Here is a 17,774-nt window from a genome sequence, read left to right as displayed (position 1 = left end):
AGCGCTGGGCCGCTACGGTCTCAGTAGAGCTGACGGCACGTTGGATTCTCGGCTCTCGTGTCTTGAACTGCAGCCTGACCAGCCGTATCCAGATCAGCCAGGACCGCCACCAACACCAGCCCCACCGTTCCCAGGAACGCCACCACCGCCGTCACCCACACCCACACCCGTGCCCTTGGCGAGGGAAGCGAGCGGTGAGCCTGTTCCCTCGGGCCCGTCGCGGGGGTAAGACCGGCGGCCCTGGAGACGGTGCGGCTCCCTCAGGGGCGGGGGCGGCGCGTCGGGTGTCCGCCGGGGCGGGTTCGGTTGCGGCGGGTGGGGCGATCACTGGTTCTGCGCTGGGTGACAACAGCCGGGTCACGTATGTGGATAAGCAGTACGTGGAAGAGGCCGGCGTGCCGGTGGGGTGGCCGGTGGTGGTGGGGACGGTGCCGGTGCTGGCGTCCGCGTTCCAGCCGCGCGAGGTACTGCGTCAGGCGGTCGACGAGGCCCGCGGGCACGGCCGGAGCGTCGTGCTGGCGAGCGACGCCCCGCACGGTGAGCAGTCGCGGTCCGGTACGCGTGCGTCTGTGCAGGTGATGTCGGGTGGTGGCGGGGTGGGCAAGTCGCAGCTGGCCGCCGCCTACGCCCGTGATGCGGTCGAAGGTGGCGCCGATCTGGTGGTGTGGACGTCGGCAACCGATATCCAGCAGGTTCTGACCGTCTATGCGCAGGCCGCTGCGCTCGTGCAGGCGCCCGGCCTTACCGGCACTGACCTGGAAGCGGACGCACGGGCCTTCGTCAACTGGCTGGCGGCCACCGACCGACGGTGGCTGGTGGTCCTGGACGACATCACCAACCCGGACGCGATCGATCCCTGGTGGCCGGACAGCCAGCGCGGCACCGGCTGGACCCTTGCCACCACCCGACTCAAGGATCCGCGCCTGACCGGCGGCGGCCGGGCCCGCATCGACGTCGATGTCTACACCCCGGCCGAGGCGACCGGCTACCTCACCGCCCGCCTCACCCACGACCGCAAAGCCCACCTGATCGACCACCAGGCCCCGGCCCTCGCCGAGGCACTCGGACACCTGCCGCTGGCACTGGGACACGCCGCCGCGTACATGCTTCGCGAGAGCGCCTCCTGCAGTGCCTACCTGGAGCGGTTCGCTGACCGTGCCACGCACCTGGACGAGCTTCTGCCTCACTGGGCCGACGCTGAACGCTACGGCCGGCAGGTCACTACCACTCTGCTCCTCGCTCTCGACGCCACCGACCAGGACCCCCACGGGCCCCTGGCCCGCGCCGCCCTCCGCATCGCCGCCTTCCTCGACCCCGCCGGACAGCCCGCCGACTTGTGGACCACCAACGCCTTCCTCACCTATCTCACCCAGGAGCACCCCACCGTCCCGGCCCGACGGAACCGCGTCCTGCGCCGCCGGCGCACAAGCGCGGCGCGAACTGTTACAGGCGACGAGGCACTCGCAGCGCTGCGGCTCCTCGACCGGTACGGGTTGATCACGTACGACAGCTCCATCGACAGCCTCCGCGCGGTGCGTATCCACGCGCTCACCGCCCGGGCCCTACGCGAGACCATCCCTCAGGACCAGCAGCCGGCGACCGCCGTCACCGCCGCCGACGCCCTCATCGAGATATGGCCAGACCCTGACCACACACAACGCGAACTGGCCAGCACACTACGCACCAACACGGACTCACTCACCACCCATGCCGGAGAGTCGCTATGGATGCCCGACGCCCGCTTCGTCGCCCACCCCGTGCTCTACGGCGCGGGGGTAAGCCTCCTCAACGCACACCTGCACGGCACCGCCTCGACGTACTGGGAACACATGGTCGCCGACTGCGAGCGGCTGCTGGGCAACGAACACCCCGACACCCTGACCGCCCGCGCCAACCTCGCCACCTCCTACCAGCAGGCAGGACGCACCAACGACGCAATCAACCTGCTCGAACGCGTCCTCGCCGACCGCGAACGGCTGCTCGGCAGCGAACACCCTGACACCCTTTCTGCTCGTAATGTTCTGCACCGGTGGCGGTCGGCGGGGGGTGATTCTGGGGAGCCTCCGTTGTAAAGGGGGCCCGTTCAGCTCGGATTTCTGCGCGCGAAGTAGAAGGGCTGGCGCTGCCCACGGGCGGGCAGTTGGCCACGTTATCGAGTGCGCCGCGGCCTGGCGCGCATGTGCGCCATCCTCGACCACGCTGCCCGCCCTTAAACGGCCCGTCAGCGCGAACGCGGTTCGGGGGCTCCGCCTGGTCTGCGGCGGGCGCAGCGGATGGCACGGTCGTAGCAGTTCACGCAGTTCACGCAGTAGCCGCGGGCCCGGTGCGGCTGGCCGCAGCCGGGTGTCTGGCACACCGGGCGACGTCCGTAGGTCTGCTCCGCGGGTCCGGTGCGGCTGGTGCGGTACCACTGGTAGTAGTGCCGCGCGCACAGTCTCCGGGCCTTGGTCTTCGCCGCGGGGCATCCGGGCACGGCGCAGGCACTCTTGGGTGAGACTCTGTGTGGTGGCGGGCCTCTGTGCCCTTCCCGTCTCGCGGTGGCGACCACCTGCCGGTCGAAGTCGGGGTGGTCGCGGCGGATCCGCAGCACGGTCGTCGGGGTGGTCCCGGGGGCAGCAGCCGCCCCGCGCAGTGTCTCCCCTTGCTCCAGGGCCCGCAGGACCAGGCGGCGTACGCGGTCCTCGTCGATGCGGGACGAGGCAGCGAGGATCGGGGCAACGGTCCTGCCGGTCCTGGTGCCGCGTTTTGCGGCGGCGATGACGGCGGCCTCGAATTGCGGGTCGGTGCGGCGCAGGGCGTAGAACCGAGCGTGCTTCACGCCGGCCTGCTGCGTGGCCTTGTAGACCGACTCGCCCCGGGCGAGCGCGTCCAGGACCTGCGCGCGCTGCTGAGGGTGAAGGGTGCGGCTTTGCGCGGGCTCATCAGGTGATGGCCTCTCCGGTCACGGCAAGCTGCACGGGCTTTTGGGTGGTGGTCAAGGTGTCAGCTCCAGCGCGCGTGGGTTCAGCGCCTGGATCAGGCCGGAGTGAGCTCATCGAGCGGGAGCTCCTGGCGGTGGCCGTCATTGAGCTCGACAACGGCGGCCTGCTCGTCAACGGAGACGATTTCCCCCTTGCGCGCCCAGCCCTCCGGGACGCTGTACTCCGGCACCGAGACCTGGTGACCGACGCTGAGGTAGTCCGGGTAGCGCTTGGCCAGTTTGAGGGCGACCGGCCGGGAGATCGCCGGCGCCACGAGCTCCGCCAGCCGGTTGGCACCGGGTCCGGCGGCGCGGGCGGCCGGCACCGCCTCTCCCAGGGCCACGTCGGCGTGGTAGTCCAGCAGGCTGGCGTAGAGCTTCTGTTCACGGGCGGCCTCGACGGCCGCCAGCTCAGCGGGGGGCTCGATGACGCAGGCGCGGTTCACCTGGCTGGCGAATGAAGCGGACGCAGGACCCATGTGGGCCCTCGACCTCACGGCGGCAATACACCAAGCACTCAGGCGGGAGGAGGGCTTAGCCTCAATACCGTTCAGTTAGTGAATTTGGATGGTGATGTGGGGGTTGTGTTTGGGTTGGGGCCAGTGTGTGTGGTGGGAGCGTTTCGCGGCCCATTTCAGGATCTTGCGTTTGACGACTCGTGGGTGTGTGCGCTTTCGGCGTGGTGGGTTGAGGTGTTGGGCGAGCCATCGGATGGCGTGATGCCAGATCGTGTCGGCCGTGTCAGTGCCCGGAGGGGGAAAATGCGCTCTGCGCGACTGAACGGCGAGCGATGCGGAGGGCTTTGACGAAGGAGACTCTGTCGGGGTCGTGGCCGGCGTGGGCGGCGGTGTCGGCCATCAGGGTGCGAATGGCGTAGTGGCAGCACAGGTGTCCCCAGATTTCTTGCTGGACAAGGTCGGGGGCCTTCGAGCGCAGTACCGCGCGGGGCCCGCGCTGGTGGGTCTTCAGCTCGTCGAAGGTGGTCTCGATTTCCCACCGTTGGACGTAGGCGGCTGCGAGGTCCTCGGCGCCGGCCTCGGCCGGGTCGAGGATCGTGGTCAGCAGACGGTATTCCTCGGGGTTGTCCCGGCCGTCATCGACCGTGTAGTCGATCACTCTGACCGTGAGGGGCTCCGCCGTGGCCCGGTTCGGGCCCGACGTCGGGACGATCCTGGCCAGCCACGACCCGTCATCCAGGGTTTCCAGATACCGGGGCCTCAGGTTCGTCTTCACTCGCCAGAGCAGATCCGCGCCCGTGGCTGCGGACTGCTGCCAGAGGCGGAACCCGTAGAAACCCCGGTCGGCCAGGACCAGCTGGCCCGGCTCCAGCCGCCCGACGAGCTGCCGGGACAACTCCATCTCCGACACACCGCACGGGCCGGTAACAGCGTCGAAGACCGCATGAGTACCGCATTCCGCCAATGCCACCAGGCGGGCCTGCGGAAACGCGGACCGCTCCCCTCGGCTTGAAGCGGGCCGCCCGAAGAACTCTGCGTTGACTGACGTGTCCGCCACGTCCAGGCACGTCCCATCGACCGCCACCAGACGACGCCCCGCCAGCCACGACCCCGGCGTGCCCGGCCCCGCCAGCGGACGCGCGACCCGCGCGAAGAGATCCCGCACCGGCTCGAACCCCAAACGAGACCTGGCCTGGAAGATCGCCGACTTCGACGGCGGCGGGAACGACTCCGACCACCCCGACGCCCACGACAGCCCGTCCGTGAGCTGCGCGAACACATCCTCGTACGAGTCATCGGAATACAACGCCATCCCCATCGAGAAGTACGCCATCACCCGGGCGGGCAACGACCGGCGACGCCGCTCAGTACGCCCCGCCTCCTCGATCACCGCGTCAACCACGTCCGCGGGAAACACCCGCGTCAGCAACCCCACAGACACCAAATCCGACAACCGGACACCAGAAGACGGCTTCACCCAACCAGAACGCGGCATGCCCCCACAGTACCGCCCTGACCCTTAACTGAACGGTATTGGGCTTAGCCTTGATCCGCCGAGCAATAGCCGGTCCAAGGCTTGGGCATGAATACGCGGATGCCCTCTGAGTTGGGACGATGGGACTTCCTACGGTTCCACATCCACAGAGCAAGAGAACACCCGCGAGATGCAATCTTCCCATGCCGTTTCGGCGGTGTCCGCCGCGTTCGATGACGCCAATGTGGTCGCGTATGCCGGGCTGGTCCCGATGATGCGGCTGGCCGAGCGGTGCGGGCTTGCCCGGCTGACAGTGGGGAAGGTGAGGCTGAGCGGGGCGGGGAACGGTGCGGGTGCGGCAGCGGACGCCAAGGTCACCAGCATCGTCGCAGGGATGGCCGTGGGCGCAGACAGCATCGACAACCTGGACGTCCTGCGCCATGGCGCGATGCCGACCCTGTTCGGCGGGATCCGTGCCCCGTCCACGCTCGGCACGTTCCTGCGCGCGTTCACCCACGGTCATGCGCTCCAGCTCCACGCTGTGCACCGAAGGTTCCTCGGCGAACTGGCCGTGCACACCCCGCTGCTGCCCGGCGCGGGGCAAATGGCGTTCATCGATGTCGACTCCACCCACAAACGGGTCTACGGCCGCACCAAGCAGGGCGCCGAGTACGGCCGGTTCAAGGGCATCCGCACCCTGCACCCCTTGCTCGCCACGATCTGCACCCCGCACTCCCGGCCGGTGATCGCCACAGTGCGTTTGCGCCGCGGCAAAGCGGCCGACTCCCGTGGCGCCCCGAAGTTCGTCAGCGAGGCCCTGGCCACCGCCCACGAGGCCGGCTGCACTGCGCGCGGACTCCCAGTTCTACAACGCCGGTGTGATTGCCGCCTGCCGCCGGACCGGCGCCCACTTTTCCATCACCACCGGCATGAACCCCTCGATCAAACGGGCCATCGCTGCCATCCCCGACAACGCATGGCAGCAGATCACCTACCCGACCGCGGTGCCGGACCCCGAGACCGGCGAACTCGTCTCGGACGCCGAAGTCGCCGAGATTCCCGCATACACGGCGTTCGCCAGCCGGAAGAAATCGGAGCGGGTCACGGCCCGGCTGGTCGTGCGCCGGGTCCGTGACCTGGCCAAACCCGCGGTCGTCGGAGAGCAGGGCGAGTTGTTCCCGGTCTGGCGCCACCACCCGTTCTTCACCGACAACCCCGCCGAGACCCTCCAAGCCGAGCGGGAACGCCGTCACCACGCCGTCGTCGAGCAGGTCATCGCGGACAGCAAAGCCTCCGCACTGGCCCACCTGCCGTCGGGGAAGTTCAACGCCAACGCCGCCTGGCTCACCCTGTGGGCGATGGCCTACAACCTGCTGCGGGCAGTCGGCGCACTGACCTCCGCCTTCCATGCCAAGGCCACCACCGCCACCCTCCGCGCCCACCTGATCCAGGTCCCGGCCCGGATCGCCCGCTCCGCACGGCGTATCACACTGCACCTACCGCACAACTGGCCCTGGCGAGACGCGTGGACACAGTTGTTCGACACTGTCCACCGCCCACCCGAACCGGCCTGACCGCCTCTGCCCGACCCGCCCCGCCAGGGCCCAACCGGAACCGAACCTGTGGAAAAGCTGGGCAGACCAGCGGATACCACTTGTCCACACCCGGCCGACAGTCCAGAACCCGCCCCGCAAACCCTCGGAGACCACTTCAAAACCGCGTCGGTGGATCGAGGCTTAGCCTTGGGCTTTCACGAGCGGGCTTGTGCGGGTCTTGATCAGATAGGTGGAGAGTGCTGCTGAGCTGCAACGATGGGACTTGCCAGGGGTTCTGCCCGCTGAGCCGCACCCGCACAGCCGCCCCGACAAGCCGAAACGGCCCACCGGAGAAACCAACGGACCGTCACGAAACATCGAGGCTAGCCGAAACGGCACTCATCCGGGTCCCTCCCTGATCGCGGATCGCATCGATGAAGCAGGGGCCCTTCGCTCCCAGCGGGTTGTGTTGTCCCACCGATCACCACTACTACGAACCCCTCCGACTGCCTCTCGACAGCCCACCATTTCCCGGTTCTGCCGGTTATAGGCAGGCCACGCTTCCCGGGCCGCAAACCCGGGGCCGAGGAGGCCCTCTCCAGTTCCCAGGACAACCCTCCGACCATTCCACGCCCCTTACGCCGGGAGGTCCTTCGGCGACCGCTCCAGGTCCGAGATCGCCCTGGCTCGACAACGTCCGCAAACGCGCCGCGAAACTCCCCGAACAACGCCGAACCGACCTCGACCAACTCGGCATGCGCTGGTAGACGGCTGAGAGCCTGTCGGGTGGCCGATTATGCGTGAAGCGTGACGGTCGCGATCTGCCCTCCGGGCATGGCGACGGCCCCGGAATGATCACGTGATGTGTGCCAGTGCGAAAACTCCGAGGCCGTCAGCGGCCCATGCTGTCCGTCCAGCCTGACCGATGAGATGTGGGAGATCATCCAGCTGCTTCTTCCCGTGCGTGACCTGCGAAGAGGCGGCGGCGTGCGCAAGTACGGGGACCGGTTGGTGCTCGACTCGCTCTTCTACGTGCTGCGGTCGGGCTGCCAGTGGCGGATGCTTCCGCGCGATCTGATGCCCTGGGACGCGGCCCACCGCTGGTTCACCAAGTGGCGGCGGGACGGCACCTGGGACCGCGTCCACGACGGGCTCCGCCGCCAGGTCCGGGTCGGGGCCGGACGCGATCCCGAGCCGTCGGCCGCCGTGATCGACGCCCAGTCGATCAAGACCAGCGAGGGCGGCGAGGCGCGTGGGTTCGATGCGGGCAAGCGAACGACAGGGCGGAAGAGACACGTGATCGTGGACACGATGGGCCTGCTGCTGGTCGTTGCCGTCACCTCCGCGTCCGTGCAGGACCGGGCCAAAGGCCGCATCGTCCTGGCCCGTCTCGCGAAGGGATTCCGCACGGTCAGTCTGGTGTGGGCCGACGGCGGATACGCCAACTCCGTTGATTCCACGCTGCTTTCATGGGCCCGCGACACGTTGGACATCGTTGTGGAGATCGTGAAGCGGACCGACGACGTCAAGGGCTTCAAGGTCCTGCCCCGCCGCTGGGTGGTGGAGCGAAGTTTCGGCTGGCTGGTCCGAAACCGTCGGCTGGCCCGCGACTACGAACGGCTTACCGCGACCTCCGAGGCCATGATCAAGGTGGCGATGATCCGCCTGATGCTCGTCCGGCTCGCCGGGCAGCCATCACGGTGGAGCCATGAATCCCACCGCAAGACCGCCCGAACCAAGACCATCGAGGACCTCATCGCAGCGTAATCAACCGGCCACCCGACAGGCTCTGAGTCGAGTCGGTAGCTGTGGGGTGTGAGATACGCGCAGGGCGGCGGTTTGACCGATGCCAGGAGGGCTGCAAGAGAGCGGATCCGGCTGGAAGCGGTCGGTCGCTTCGAGAGCGGCGCGAAGAACCGGGAGATCGCGGCCGCGCTGCGGGTGAGCGAGCGGTCGGTGGAGCGCTGGCGCCGTCAGTGGCGTGAGCGGGGTGAAGAGGGTGTCCGGTCAAAGGGATCGCCAGGGCGTCCGAGGCTTTCGGCAGACCAAATCGCCAAACTGGAGCGGGAGTTGGGGCGCGGCCCGCTCGCCCATGGCTGGGCTGACCAGCGGTGGACACTGGCCCGGGTGAAGACTCTGATCGGACGGTTGTTCCACGTCGGCTACACGGTGGAGGGGACATGGCGGCTGCTGAAGCGCCATGGCTGGTCGTGGCAGCAGCCGGCCCGCCGGGCGATCGAACGTGACGACAGCGCGGTGGAGTTGTGGAAGAAGGAGGTGTGGCCGCAGGTAAAAGTACGGCGGCGGCCTGCGGGGCCTGGATCGTCTGTGAGGACGAGGCCAGCCAGTCGCTGAGGCCGCCACGCGCGAGGTCCTGGGGCCGCATCGGCCAGACGCCGGTCGTCCGCGTCCGGGGCAGGGGTTCCGGACGGGTTTCGATGGCGGGAATGGTCTGCTTCCGACGCGGAGACCGGTCGAGGCTGATCTACAGCTTTCGCGTCCACCGGGGCCGCAAGGGCGAACCCAAGGGATTCACCTGGCAGGACTACCGCGACCTCATCGTGCGGGCGCACAACCAGCTCAAAGGCCCCATCGTCCTGGTCCGGGACAACCTGCGCACCCATCTCATGCCGCAGATGAAGGACTTCATCGCTGCGAACGAGGACTGGCTGACCGTCTTCATTTCCCGTCCTACGCACCCGACCTCAACCCGCAGGAGGGCATCTGGTCCCTGGTGAAACGGGCGATCGGCAACCTCGCCGCCGCGAACCTCGACCAGCTCGCCGCCGCCGTGAAGCGCAGCCTCAAGAAGACCCAGTACCGACCGCACCTCATCGACGGCTGCCTCATAGGCACCGGCCTGACCCTGACCAGCTGACACGATCAGGCCGACATCACACATTCAAGTTCAGTAGCCTCGGGAATTACCTCGCCGTCGGACTTCGTGGCCCGAATGGATCAGTGGGTCACTCGTGTCTTCGGGAGCCTCGGCAGTGGTGAATGAGGGCCGCGCCGCCTTGGCTCACGTGGAACCAGGCGATCTCAGCGCTGAACAACAGGCGTTCTCGGAACTCGCCTACGAGGCCAAACGCCGCCCTGGACATCGATCGTCCCCTAACTTTCGTCCCACCGGAGAAGCGTGATGACGCTCTCCAACTCGGACAGCCGGCGTTCCGCGCAGCGGAGTCCGGGGCAGGATGCCCTCATCCCTGTAACAGGCCCCGCCGCGGAACTCCACGCATCCCGCTGGATTTCGGGCGCCAGCGGCACGGACAAGGGTGCACTGCGTCAGTAGGACCGAGCGGGGCGGCGGTCAGGTGGTTTCAGCGTCGAGCCGGGCGACGGCCTCTCGGCGGCCTGGGCCTTGATGCGGGCGGTGGCATCGTTGTACTGGCCTAGTGCAACGGCCAGGGCGTCGGCTCTGTCGTCGGGCGTGGTGTAGGCGAACACGGCGGCGTCGGCGGGCGCGCGGTCGTCGCCGTACGGCTTCCGGTCGAAGTCCCACGGGGACCAGGGAGGCATCCTTCCAGGAGCCCGTCCATGACACGCAAGTGGGGTGCTCTCGGCGGACCGCTGCCACGACGGCGGCGACGATGCCGGCCACAGCGCCGAACAGCACACCGCGCAGCACCACGTCCTTGAGCCGCAGCCTCGGCAGAAGTACGCCGTCCTCGTCCTTGTCCGGCTGTGCATGGGGGCGCTGGGTGGAAGTCACATCAGCACCGTATGCCGCAGCCATGACAGGGTCCGCGGCGGGTTCGCAATGCGCATGCCCCAGGTCTCCATCAGCTCGGCAACATGCTGACCAGCGAGTCGCGCAGCCGGGTGCGCTCGGTGCTCATGAAGCGGTGCAGGCTCCGGGAGCCGAACGCGATCCGCTGGGCGCTGCGGCGGCGTTCCGAGTCGTAGGCGCGCAGGGCGGAAGGCAGGCCGGCCCGGCCGTGCTCGGCGACGGCCCGGGTCAGGGCCTCCGCGTCGAGGATCGCCGTGCAGGCGCCCTGGCCCAGATTGGGCGTCATGGCGTGCGCCGCGTCGCCGACCAGCGCGACCCGCCCACCGTGGACGAAGGTCGGCAGGGCGGGGAACAGGTGTCGCATCTCGTAACGGATCCAGGTGGACGGGTCGGTCTCGGTGAGAATGCGCGGGATGGGGTCGTGCCAGTCCTCGAAGTACCCGCGCAGGTCCTCGGCGGTGACGGCCTCGGGCACGGTGGCGTACCAGTTGGTGCGGCCCGGCTCGACCGGGGTCATCCCGAAGAACCGGCCCCTGCCCCAGGTCTCGCCGTAGACGCCGCTCTCGAAGTCGGCGACACCGATGCAGGCGACGGTCCCGACGCGTCGCGGGCCGCTGCGCTCGCCGAAGCGTGCGGTGCGCACGGCGCTGCGGATTCCGTCGGCGCCGACCACCAGGTCGTGCCCGGCCGCCAGTGCTTTCACATCGCAGACGTTCTCCCCGAGCTTGAGCGGCACGTCCCCGAAGGCTTCCAGCCCGGCCAGCAGAGCATCGATCAGATAGGGCCGGGAGATCAGCAGTTCGGGGCGCCCGGCCTTCCGCTCGATCCGCTCCAGCGGGAGGCTCGCCATCACCTTCCCCTCCGGGGTGCGGATCCGTGCGCCCCGGTAGGGCACCGCCCGGTCGCGGAACGCCTCGCCCACGCCCAGGCGGTCGAGTGCGGCCTGCGCGGTGGGGTGGATGCCGAACGCGGTGCCGTACCGCTCCAGTTCCGTCCGCCGCTCGATGATCGACACCACCCATCCCGCACGGCGCAGCCCGATCGCCGTCGTCAGCCCACCGACTCCTGCTCCGACCACAACCGCCGTTCCGGTCATGCCAGCCTCCCCCGGCTCGTCCACCCTCATTCGAGTACCACAGCTGTGGTACCACGGCTGGGGTAGTGTGAGCAAGGAGTCAAGGAGAGGAGATGTCGACGGTGAATGCGGACCGGCGGGAGCGGCTGAGCGACGCGGCCATCGGGGTACTGGCCGACGCGGGCGGCCGCGGCCTGACGCACCGCGCCGTCGACGCGGCCGCAGAGGTACCGCCCGGCACCACCAAGAACTACTTCCCGACCAGGGACGCCGTGCTGCGGGCGGTGGCCGAGCGCTGCCTGGAGCAGTACCGCGCGATCACCGCACGGATCGCGGCCACCGGACCGGGGCCCACCGACCGCGAGGGCCTGGTCGTCTTGTTCCGGACGCTCCTGGAGAACGTCGCCGGGCCCGGCCGCCCCCGCCTGCTCGCCTACTTGGAGCTCCAGGCCGAGGCGGCCCGCAAGCCCTGGTTGTCGACCATCCTCGACCCGATCGCCGCCTCCGACTTCGCGGGGTTCGAGCTGGCCCAGCGGGCCGCCGGACTGCCTGTCACTCCGCAGCGAGCCGCCACCGTCACCCTCGCCATGCACGCCGCCATCCCCCATGTGCTGGCCGACGGCCCCGACACGCTGGCCGCGGCCGGCCTGGACGACCCCGACCGCTTCGTCCGCGACCTCCTCCAAGCGGTGTATCCGGAGGCCCAGGAGGGACCTGCGGCAGGTCCGGCCCCCTCCCGGGCCGGGGGACCAGGAGGGATCTGACGCAGGTACACCCCGACCGGGCCGCCGTCCGGACGATCGGGATGTTCGGCGTACGCCTATCCGAGCAGCTCACGGGCCAGCGTCTGCCCCCACCATTCCTCGATGCGGCCGGGCTGCCAGCCGCGTTCGGTGGTGAGCGTGGTGTAGACGCCGATGTTGCAGACAGCCGCGTAGATGTCGACGGCCGCCTGCAGATCCAGGCCGCGTCGGAGGGTGCCCTCCGGCCAGGACGAGAAGACCTGGATCCGGGTTTCGTCGCCCCGCTCGCGGCCTTCCCGGTAGGCCGTGGCGAGCTCGGGTTCGCTGCGGCCCGCTTCGCGGATCAGCATGATGACGTCGCCCGCGCGCTCGAACAGCCTCCGGTCGTAGCCGGCCATCGCCGCGAGCTGGCGCTCGGGGTCCGCCGCTGCGGCCTCCAACTCCGCGAGCATCTGCGGTGCGTCGGCGGACAGGTCGGCCGAATCGGCCACGGCCCGGGTCAGCCCGGTCTTGTTGCCGTACGTCGCGTAGACGGTGGGCACGGAGACTCCCGCTTCGCGCGCCACGTCACGGACGGTCGTGCTCGCCCAGCCCTGGGCGTCGAAGAGCCGACGCGCGGCGCGGGCGATCTCGGCCCGGGTCTCCAGCGCCTGCGTGGCCCGGCGAAGTGAGTCGTAACGACGTCGGCCCTGTTCCTCGGTCATGCCTTGCCCTCCCCTGCTTTACGCTGCATATAATGAATATATGGCAGATCAATTCAAGTTAACCACCAGCAGTTTCCCCCGGATCGGCGGCATCGCCGCCTTGGGTTTCGCTGCCATGATCACCCTCAGCAACGTGATCATGGTGCCCGCCGGCCTTCCCCTCACCGGCACGGAGACCGGCGAGGTCACCGAGTTCTTCGCCGCGGAAGGCGTCGCCGTCGGCATCGGATCCGCGCTCACCCCCGCCGCCTGGATACTGGCCACGTTGTTCGGCGCCGGAGCGCTCGTCGCGCTGCGGCGCTCCGAGCGCGACCGGGGCGAGGCATGGTCACTGCTGGGGCTCGCCGGCCTCGTCCTTCAGAACGTCACCTTCGCCGGGGTCGTCGCCACCCGCCTCGCTCTGACCTCGACAGCCCCGCGCGACCCCTCCGCGACCGCGGCACTCTGGGCGCTGCACGATGCGGTGTTCACCCTCAACGGAACCTTTCTGGCGCTCGCCCTCCTCGGCCTGTCCATCGGCGGCCTGCACACCGGCCTGACCCGGCCCTGGCACGCCGGCCTGGGGCTGCTCGCCGCCGTACTGCAGTTCAGTTCGGCCACCCTCGCCCACTGGGTCATCGACAACGGCGGGGCCCTCGGCCTCCTCGGTCTCGCGGGCTGGTTGCTGTGGGTCGTCTGGATCGTCGTGTACGGCATCACCCTGATCCGGCAGCCCCCGCACCCCGGTCCCCCTGAGCAAGTGGTCAGCGATTGACGGACAACGCCGCAATGCGCGGATCCGCGAGGTCCGCAAGGCCCGCATTCCTTGGGAGGATTCATGAAGAGGCATCACATCACCACTGCCCTTGCCGTACTGACCGGCGCCACGGTTCTGTTCTTCGGGCTCAATTTCCTGCTGAACCCCGACGGTGCACCCGCCGGGTTCGGTATCGCCCCCTGGCCGAAGGGCAACGCCGACGGCTATTTCGTGGTGAAGGGCATACGCGATATCGCCGTGGCGTTCACCGTGTTCCTGCTGCTCGCGCTCGGGCAGCGGCGAACCCTCGGCTGGGTGGTCCTCATCGACGCCATCATTCCGCTCGGTGACATGCTCACGGTCGTCACCCATGGAGGCACGTTCACCACAGCGCTGAGCGTTCACGTATCGGCGGCCGCCGTCGTCGTACTCACCGCCGTCATGCTGCTGACCGAGGGCAGCACGCGCACGACACAGCAGCCGCAGCTGACCCCCTCCTCGTGATCCGCCGTTTCGACGGGCCTTGAGCGGGGGCGATCGGATTCTGCGCGTCAGTTCTGGTTCGCTGCGGACAGGGCTTCGGTGATCATGCGGGTGGCGAAGTCGCGGTGGGCCTTGACCCCGGGTTTTGGACACCGGAGAGACTTGGATCTTGATGGTCCAGGAGAACGGAGTCCCCGTGGGGATGAAGCACTATCCCGTCGGGCGGACGCGGTCGCGTTGTACCGGTCGAAGCCAGGAGCGACGATCAGGTCGGTCGCGGCTGATCTCGGGGTGAACACCGAGACGCTGCGGAACTGGATCCGGGCCGCCGACGGGCGCCGGCCCGGCTCTCACTCCGCACCGCCGACTGTGAGTCGCTTCGCGCCGCACGGACCGGACCGAGACGCCGCCCAGCCCTTCGGACGGCGGGATCATCCCGTGACCGAGCTCGGACATCCGCGCCGTCTTCGCGCCCTTGGGTGCCTTGGTCCCCTCGATGGGCGCCCAGCCGGATTCGGACACCTTCACCGTGTCACCGGCGAGGTTCAGCGGGTCGACGCGGCCTGCTCCGCGTACGCCGACCAACGGCTCGATGCCGATCATCGCCGACTTGTAGGCGCGCGGGATCTTCACCTGGATCCGCCGCTTCCGGTGCGAGTCCCACACCCCGTACGCGAGGTCGCTCGGTACCAGGCGCAGGTAGGAGCTCCAGTCCTCGGGGCTCGCCTGGCTCAGGGCCCGGCCCGGCTCCGTCCTGTCGAAGGCGGTCCCGGCGCAGTCCTCTGCGTCCCGGAAGTAGGCGTCCCTCGACCGGTGGGGCGCGTCCAGGTTCGTCATCCTCACCGGGATCCCCGCCGACTCAGGCCATCAGCAGATGCGGAAGGTATGCGGATCCGCCCCGGATGGCGTCCATCCGATCGCCGCCCATGTCAGACCCGGCGTGTACCGACCACGACAAATAGACCGCCCTGGGCAGGATCTTTGCTGAGCGAGGCTTCGAGTCCGCCGCACGCCACAGGGCGAGTTCACCGATCTCCGCCCCCTTTTGCCGCATACGCTGGGCCCGCCGCGCGCCATCGGCCCAGGCAGCAGGTGCGGCGGTCAGGGACACGAAAGCGGGAGGGAGAGCGGGATGACGCAGGCTGCGGGGAGCGAGCTGGATGAGCGGGTGCCGGGACGCCGGTGGACGGTGCGTCTGGACGCTGCCGGCCGGGGCAGTGCGGCGGTGCGTATCTCGTGCAGCCGCCCCGCCTGTGCCGAGCAGCGTCTGCCGTCCGCGACCGCCGGCCGTGCTGCTGCGGTCGCCCACCTCAAGGCCCACCTGCGCGCCGCCCCCGCCCCCAGGGCCGGGATGTACTGCGCGTGCAGGGCCGAGGGCTGCCACACTCATCTGCCCGACACCGGCCGGCACCCGCGCGCCGAACCCTGGCGGTGCGGCGGACCGGTCGTCCTGGCCGTGATCACCGACCGGGAAGGACGCTGGTGGCAGGCCATGGAATGCTGCTCGCGGTGCGCGGCCGCCACACCCGGAGCCAAGACCGCGACCCCCTCCCAGGCCCCCGGACCCCAGCCCTCCGAACGCCCGACCCCCGCAGCCCCGGGCGCGGGCACGCCGCAGTTCTCCGACCGCCAGGTCGCGGCCGGAACGGCGGTGCCAGCGCCCCGCTCCGCACCCGCACGGCGCCGCCCACCGCAGGTGAAGATCGCCCAGCGCGTCATCCCGCACCATCTGCGCCCCGTCACCCTGCGGGACGAACTCATCGAACTCGGTGACCTCTTCCGCGCCTACCAGCAACGCGAGCAGCCCGACCTGGCGCTCCTGGCCGACCTCCACACCCGCAAGGCGAGCGCCTTCGCGGCCTGGGCCGAGGCCACCGGCGACACCGGCCTGCGACTGGACGCCCAGCGTGCCGAGCAGGCCGCCACCGCCGCCCGCCTCCAGCACCAGCAGCGCACCGGCGGCACCACGGACGACGACAGGCCCGCAGTGGCCCGGCTGCTGACCGTGGCGACACAGTGGGACCACGCGCGCTCTGTCCTCGCGCACGTGGCCGACCACACCCCGCTGCCCGGACCGGAAGCTCGTCTGCTCGTGCTGATGCTGACCCTGCGCACCGCGCACACCGGCACCGGCACCGGCAACCTCGTCGGCCAGGACCTCACCGCGCTGGGCCTGACCGACCCGGAGGACCTGGTCGAAAAGCTGACCGGCTCCGGCTGGCTCAGCCTGCCCGGCACTGTCGGCGACCTGCTCGCCTCCCGGCCGGAAAACCCCACCCCGATCACCGTCCCCTCCCTGACGCCCCACGAGGACGGGACAGGCCCGTTCACGTTCGGCAAGAAGATGCGGCCCAAGCTCTCCGGCTGGGCCCAGAAAGTCGTCTCGGACAAGAAGCTCCGCAAGGCCAAGGCCGCCGCCGGCACCCGGCTGCTCGCCCTGACGCTGGCCGCCGGGACCGACGCCTCGGGACGCCTCGGTCCCGGCGGACAGGGCATCACCCTGAACGCTCTCGCCGACTGGGTCCCGACAGGCCCCGGCGAGCTGCAGCACCTGGTCGACCAGCTGACCGCAGCGGACTGGCTCACCGACGCCGCACTCACCGACACCCAGCTCACCGGGCAGATGACCGAACGCGTCCTCCCGCTCACCTGTCCCCTCCGGGCTTGAGGCACAGCACCCGTCCGAGTGAACCCGTGACGGTGTCGTCCCTCCTGGCCGCCCATCGGCTGGATGATGGGCGGGCATGGCCCGAGGCGGGCCACGTTCCGACCGCCGCCCGATCCGGCGTAACGGAACGCAAGGAGCGTGGTACTGCACCGGCCTGCACCACACGCACGGGCATCTCCTGCCTCCGGCAACTGCGGTCTGGGATGGGTACCCGGTCGGGACCTGGACCAAGAACCAGCGCTTCGCCGCCCGGGCCGCAGATCAGAACGCGCAGCGGCGGCGGGCCGGCCTCCCCGTTGCTTCCAGCGCGGGCGCGCTGACCGAGGCACGGCGCGCAGCACTGGAAGAGATCGACCCGGGATGGTGCCCGGTATGGGACACCGGGTGGCAGCGGTGCTTCCGCCTCGTTCAGAACCTGCTCCAGAACGGCGGGGCCCTGCCGGTGGCGGCCGGGAAAGCGATCATGCAAGGAGAAGACCTCGGCCGCTGGGTTACGGCGCAGCGGCACGGGTGGGAACAGCTCCTGCCCGCACAGCAATGGCTCCTGGAAAACGTGATCGGGATCGAACCCGCCGAGGAAGCAGAACGGCCAGTAAAACGGACGCAGGGCGATATGTGGGCCCTCAACCTGGCAGCGGCACGGCAGTTCCACGCCCGGGAAGGGCATCTACGCGTACCCCGCAAGCACGCCGAACAGGTGGAGGGCGTGGCGGAGGGTACGAAGACCTCGACGGGCCGTCAGGCAGGTGCTGGAGGGCCCGTGGTGGTCAAGCTCGGCACATGGCTCGACAACACCCGCAAACGGGCGGACAGGCTCAGCACGGAACGGCGGGCCGAACTCGACCAGCTCGGCATGCGATGGGCATCTGGACGGGTGGGAGGCGAGGGCAATTTCGAGCCGCGTGTACTCTCCGCAGACGGCCGAGCCGAGAGCAGGGCCGCCCTGAGCCCCCCTGCTCTCACGTGCGGCGCCGCGAACTTCGGTGAGGGTCTGGACAAGCCGGTGTCAGGTGACGGCGCGACCCACGCCGGGGCGGTCTCGCGTTCCGCTCCGGCGTGGGCGTGGTGGCTGTAGGTGCCGCGGAGCTTCTCCGCGTAGCTGTAGGTCCCGTTCTTGCACTTCGCGGTCGCGCCCGCCGGGTGCGGACCGCCGGCTCTGGGTACTCGCCTCGCCGAGCCGGAGTGGATGGCGGTCCATCAACGCCC

Annotated in this window: 14 protein-coding genes and 4 pseudogenes; 10 read left to right on the top strand and 8 right to left on the bottom strand. The window is 69.5% G+C overall.

Annotation, left to right across the window (positions count from 1 at the left end):
* The first annotated feature begins 365 nt into the window (after positions 1 to 365).
* Positions 366 to 2,072 carry a tetratricopeptide repeat protein gene (locus OG978_RS45785; RefSeq protein ID WP_326770959.1) on the top strand — a complete coding sequence of 569 codons (1,707 nt, stop codon included), beginning with the start codon at positions 366 to 368 and terminating at the stop codon, positions 2,070 to 2,072.
* 149 nt (positions 2,073 to 2,221) lie between these two features.
* Here the strand turns inward: OG978_RS45785 and OG978_RS45780 are convergent, their stop codons facing one another.
* From OG978_RS45780 to OG978_RS45770, 3 genes are all read right to left on the bottom strand, one after another.
* A complete protein-coding gene (locus OG978_RS45780; RefSeq protein WP_326770958.1) occupies positions 2,222 to 2,818 on the bottom strand; it encodes a hypothetical protein in 597 nt (198 codons plus the stop codon).
* 197 nt (positions 2,819 to 3,015) lie between these two features.
* A complete protein-coding gene (locus OG978_RS45775) occupies positions 3,016 to 3,438 on the bottom strand; it encodes a hypothetical protein (protein WP_326770957.1) in 423 nt (140 codons plus the stop codon).
* Between the two features lie 262 nt (positions 3,439 to 3,700).
* Entirely contained in the window at positions 3,701 to 4,912 is a 1,212-nt protein-coding gene (locus OG978_RS45770) for an IS4 family transposase (protein WP_326770956.1), read from the bottom strand.
* Positions 4,913 to 5,081: 169 nt separating this feature from the next.
* Here OG978_RS45770 and OG978_RS45765 point away from each other — a divergent pair.
* From OG978_RS45765 to OG978_RS48740, 3 genes and pseudogenes are all read left to right on the top strand, one after another.
* Positions 5,082 to 6,465: pseudogene (locus tag OG978_RS45765) on the top strand (IS1380 family transposase).
* A gap of 825 nt (positions 6,466 to 7,290) precedes the next feature.
* Positions 7,291 to 8,193 carry an IS5 family transposase gene (locus tag OG978_RS45760; RefSeq protein WP_326770955.1) on the top strand — a complete coding sequence of 301 codons (903 nt, stop codon included), beginning with the start codon at positions 7,291 to 7,293 and terminating at the stop codon, positions 8,191 to 8,193.
* 48 nt (positions 8,194 to 8,241) lie between these two features.
* A pseudogene (locus tag OG978_RS48740) lies at positions 8,242 to 9,304 on the top strand (IS630 family transposase).
* 410 nt (positions 9,305 to 9,714) lie between these two features.
* Here the strand turns inward: OG978_RS48740 and OG978_RS45740 are convergent.
* The 3 genes and pseudogenes from OG978_RS45740 to OG978_RS45735 all read right to left on the bottom strand — a co-directional run bounded on the left by OG978_RS45740 (position 9,715) and on the right by OG978_RS45735 (position 11,255).
* Positions 9,715 to 9,948 (bottom strand): hypothetical protein, encoded by a 234-nt coding sequence (locus tag OG978_RS45740; protein WP_326770951.1) that lies wholly within the window; start codon positions 9,946 to 9,948, stop codon positions 9,715 to 9,717.
* A gap of 46 nt (positions 9,949 to 9,994) precedes the next feature.
* Positions 9,995 to 10,165 (bottom strand): annotated as a pseudogene (locus OG978_RS48735) (hypothetical protein); the annotation flags it as partial.
* Positions 10,166 to 10,211: 46 nt separating this feature from the next.
* Complete coding sequence (locus OG978_RS45735; RefSeq protein ID WP_326770950.1) at positions 10,212 to 11,255, bottom strand: FAD-dependent oxidoreductase; 1,044 nt, start codon at positions 11,253 to 11,255, stop codon at positions 10,212 to 10,214.
* Positions 11,256 to 11,356: 101 nt separating this feature from the next.
* On the opposite strand from OG978_RS45735, the gene OG978_RS45730 reads away from it, so the two are divergent.
* Positions 11,357 to 11,998 (top strand): TetR/AcrR family transcriptional regulator, encoded by a 642-nt coding sequence (locus OG978_RS45730; RefSeq protein WP_326771081.1) that lies wholly within the window; start codon positions 11,357 to 11,359, stop codon positions 11,996 to 11,998.
* 56 nt (positions 11,999 to 12,054) lie between these two features.
* On the opposite strand, the gene OG978_RS45725 is transcribed toward OG978_RS45730, so the two are convergent.
* Positions 12,055 to 12,681: a TetR/AcrR family transcriptional regulator gene (locus tag OG978_RS45725; RefSeq protein WP_326770949.1), complete on the bottom strand. Its 627-nt coding sequence runs from the start codon at positions 12,679 to 12,681 to the stop codon at positions 12,055 to 12,057.
* 40 nt (positions 12,682 to 12,721) lie between these two features.
* Between OG978_RS45725 and OG978_RS45720 the strand changes: the two genes are divergently transcribed.
* The 3 genes and pseudogenes from OG978_RS45720 to OG978_RS45710 all read left to right on the top strand — a co-directional run.
* Complete coding sequence (locus OG978_RS45720; protein ID WP_326770948.1) at positions 12,722 to 13,435, top strand: 2-oxoglutarate/malate transporter; 714 nt, start codon at positions 12,722 to 12,724, stop codon at positions 13,433 to 13,435.
* A gap of 63 nt (positions 13,436 to 13,498) precedes the next feature.
* On the top strand, positions 13,499 to 13,921 hold the full coding sequence (locus OG978_RS45715) for a DUF4267 domain-containing protein (RefSeq protein WP_326770947.1): 423 nt from the start codon (positions 13,499 to 13,501) through the stop codon (positions 13,919 to 13,921).
* 84 nt (positions 13,922 to 14,005) lie between these two features.
* Positions 14,006 to 14,185 (top strand): annotated as a pseudogene (locus OG978_RS45710) (hypothetical protein); the annotation flags it as partial.
* Here the strand turns inward: OG978_RS45710 and OG978_RS45705 are convergent.
* On the bottom strand, positions 14,111 to 14,737 hold the full coding sequence (locus OG978_RS45705; protein ID WP_326770946.1) for a type I-G CRISPR-associated protein Cas7: 627 nt from the start codon (positions 14,735 to 14,737) through the stop codon (positions 14,111 to 14,113). The pseudogene OG978_RS45710 and the gene OG978_RS45705 overlap by 75 nt on opposite strands.
* Positions 14,738 to 15,032: 295 nt before the next feature.
* Here OG978_RS45705 and OG978_RS45700 point away from each other — a divergent pair, with 295 nt between their 5' ends.
* A complete protein-coding gene (locus OG978_RS45700; RefSeq protein ID WP_326770945.1) occupies positions 15,033 to 16,568 on the top strand; it encodes a hypothetical protein in 1,536 nt (511 codons plus the stop codon).
* Positions 16,569 to 16,644: 76 nt separating this feature from the next.
* The gene (locus tag OG978_RS45695; RefSeq protein ID WP_326770944.1) at positions 16,645 to 17,643 is read left to right on the top strand and encodes a helicase associated domain-containing protein; all 999 of its coding nucleotides are present in this window, start codon (positions 16,645 to 16,647) and stop codon (positions 17,641 to 17,643) included.
* The last annotated feature ends 131 nt before the right edge of the window (positions 17,644 to 17,774 follow it).

The sequence above is a fragment of the Streptomyces sp. NBC_01591 genome (assembly GCF_035918155.1).
Classification (GTDB): Bacteria; Actinomycetota; Actinomycetes; order Streptomycetales; family Streptomycetaceae; genus Streptomyces.
This window is presented reverse-complemented; position numbering and strand designations above follow the sequence as displayed.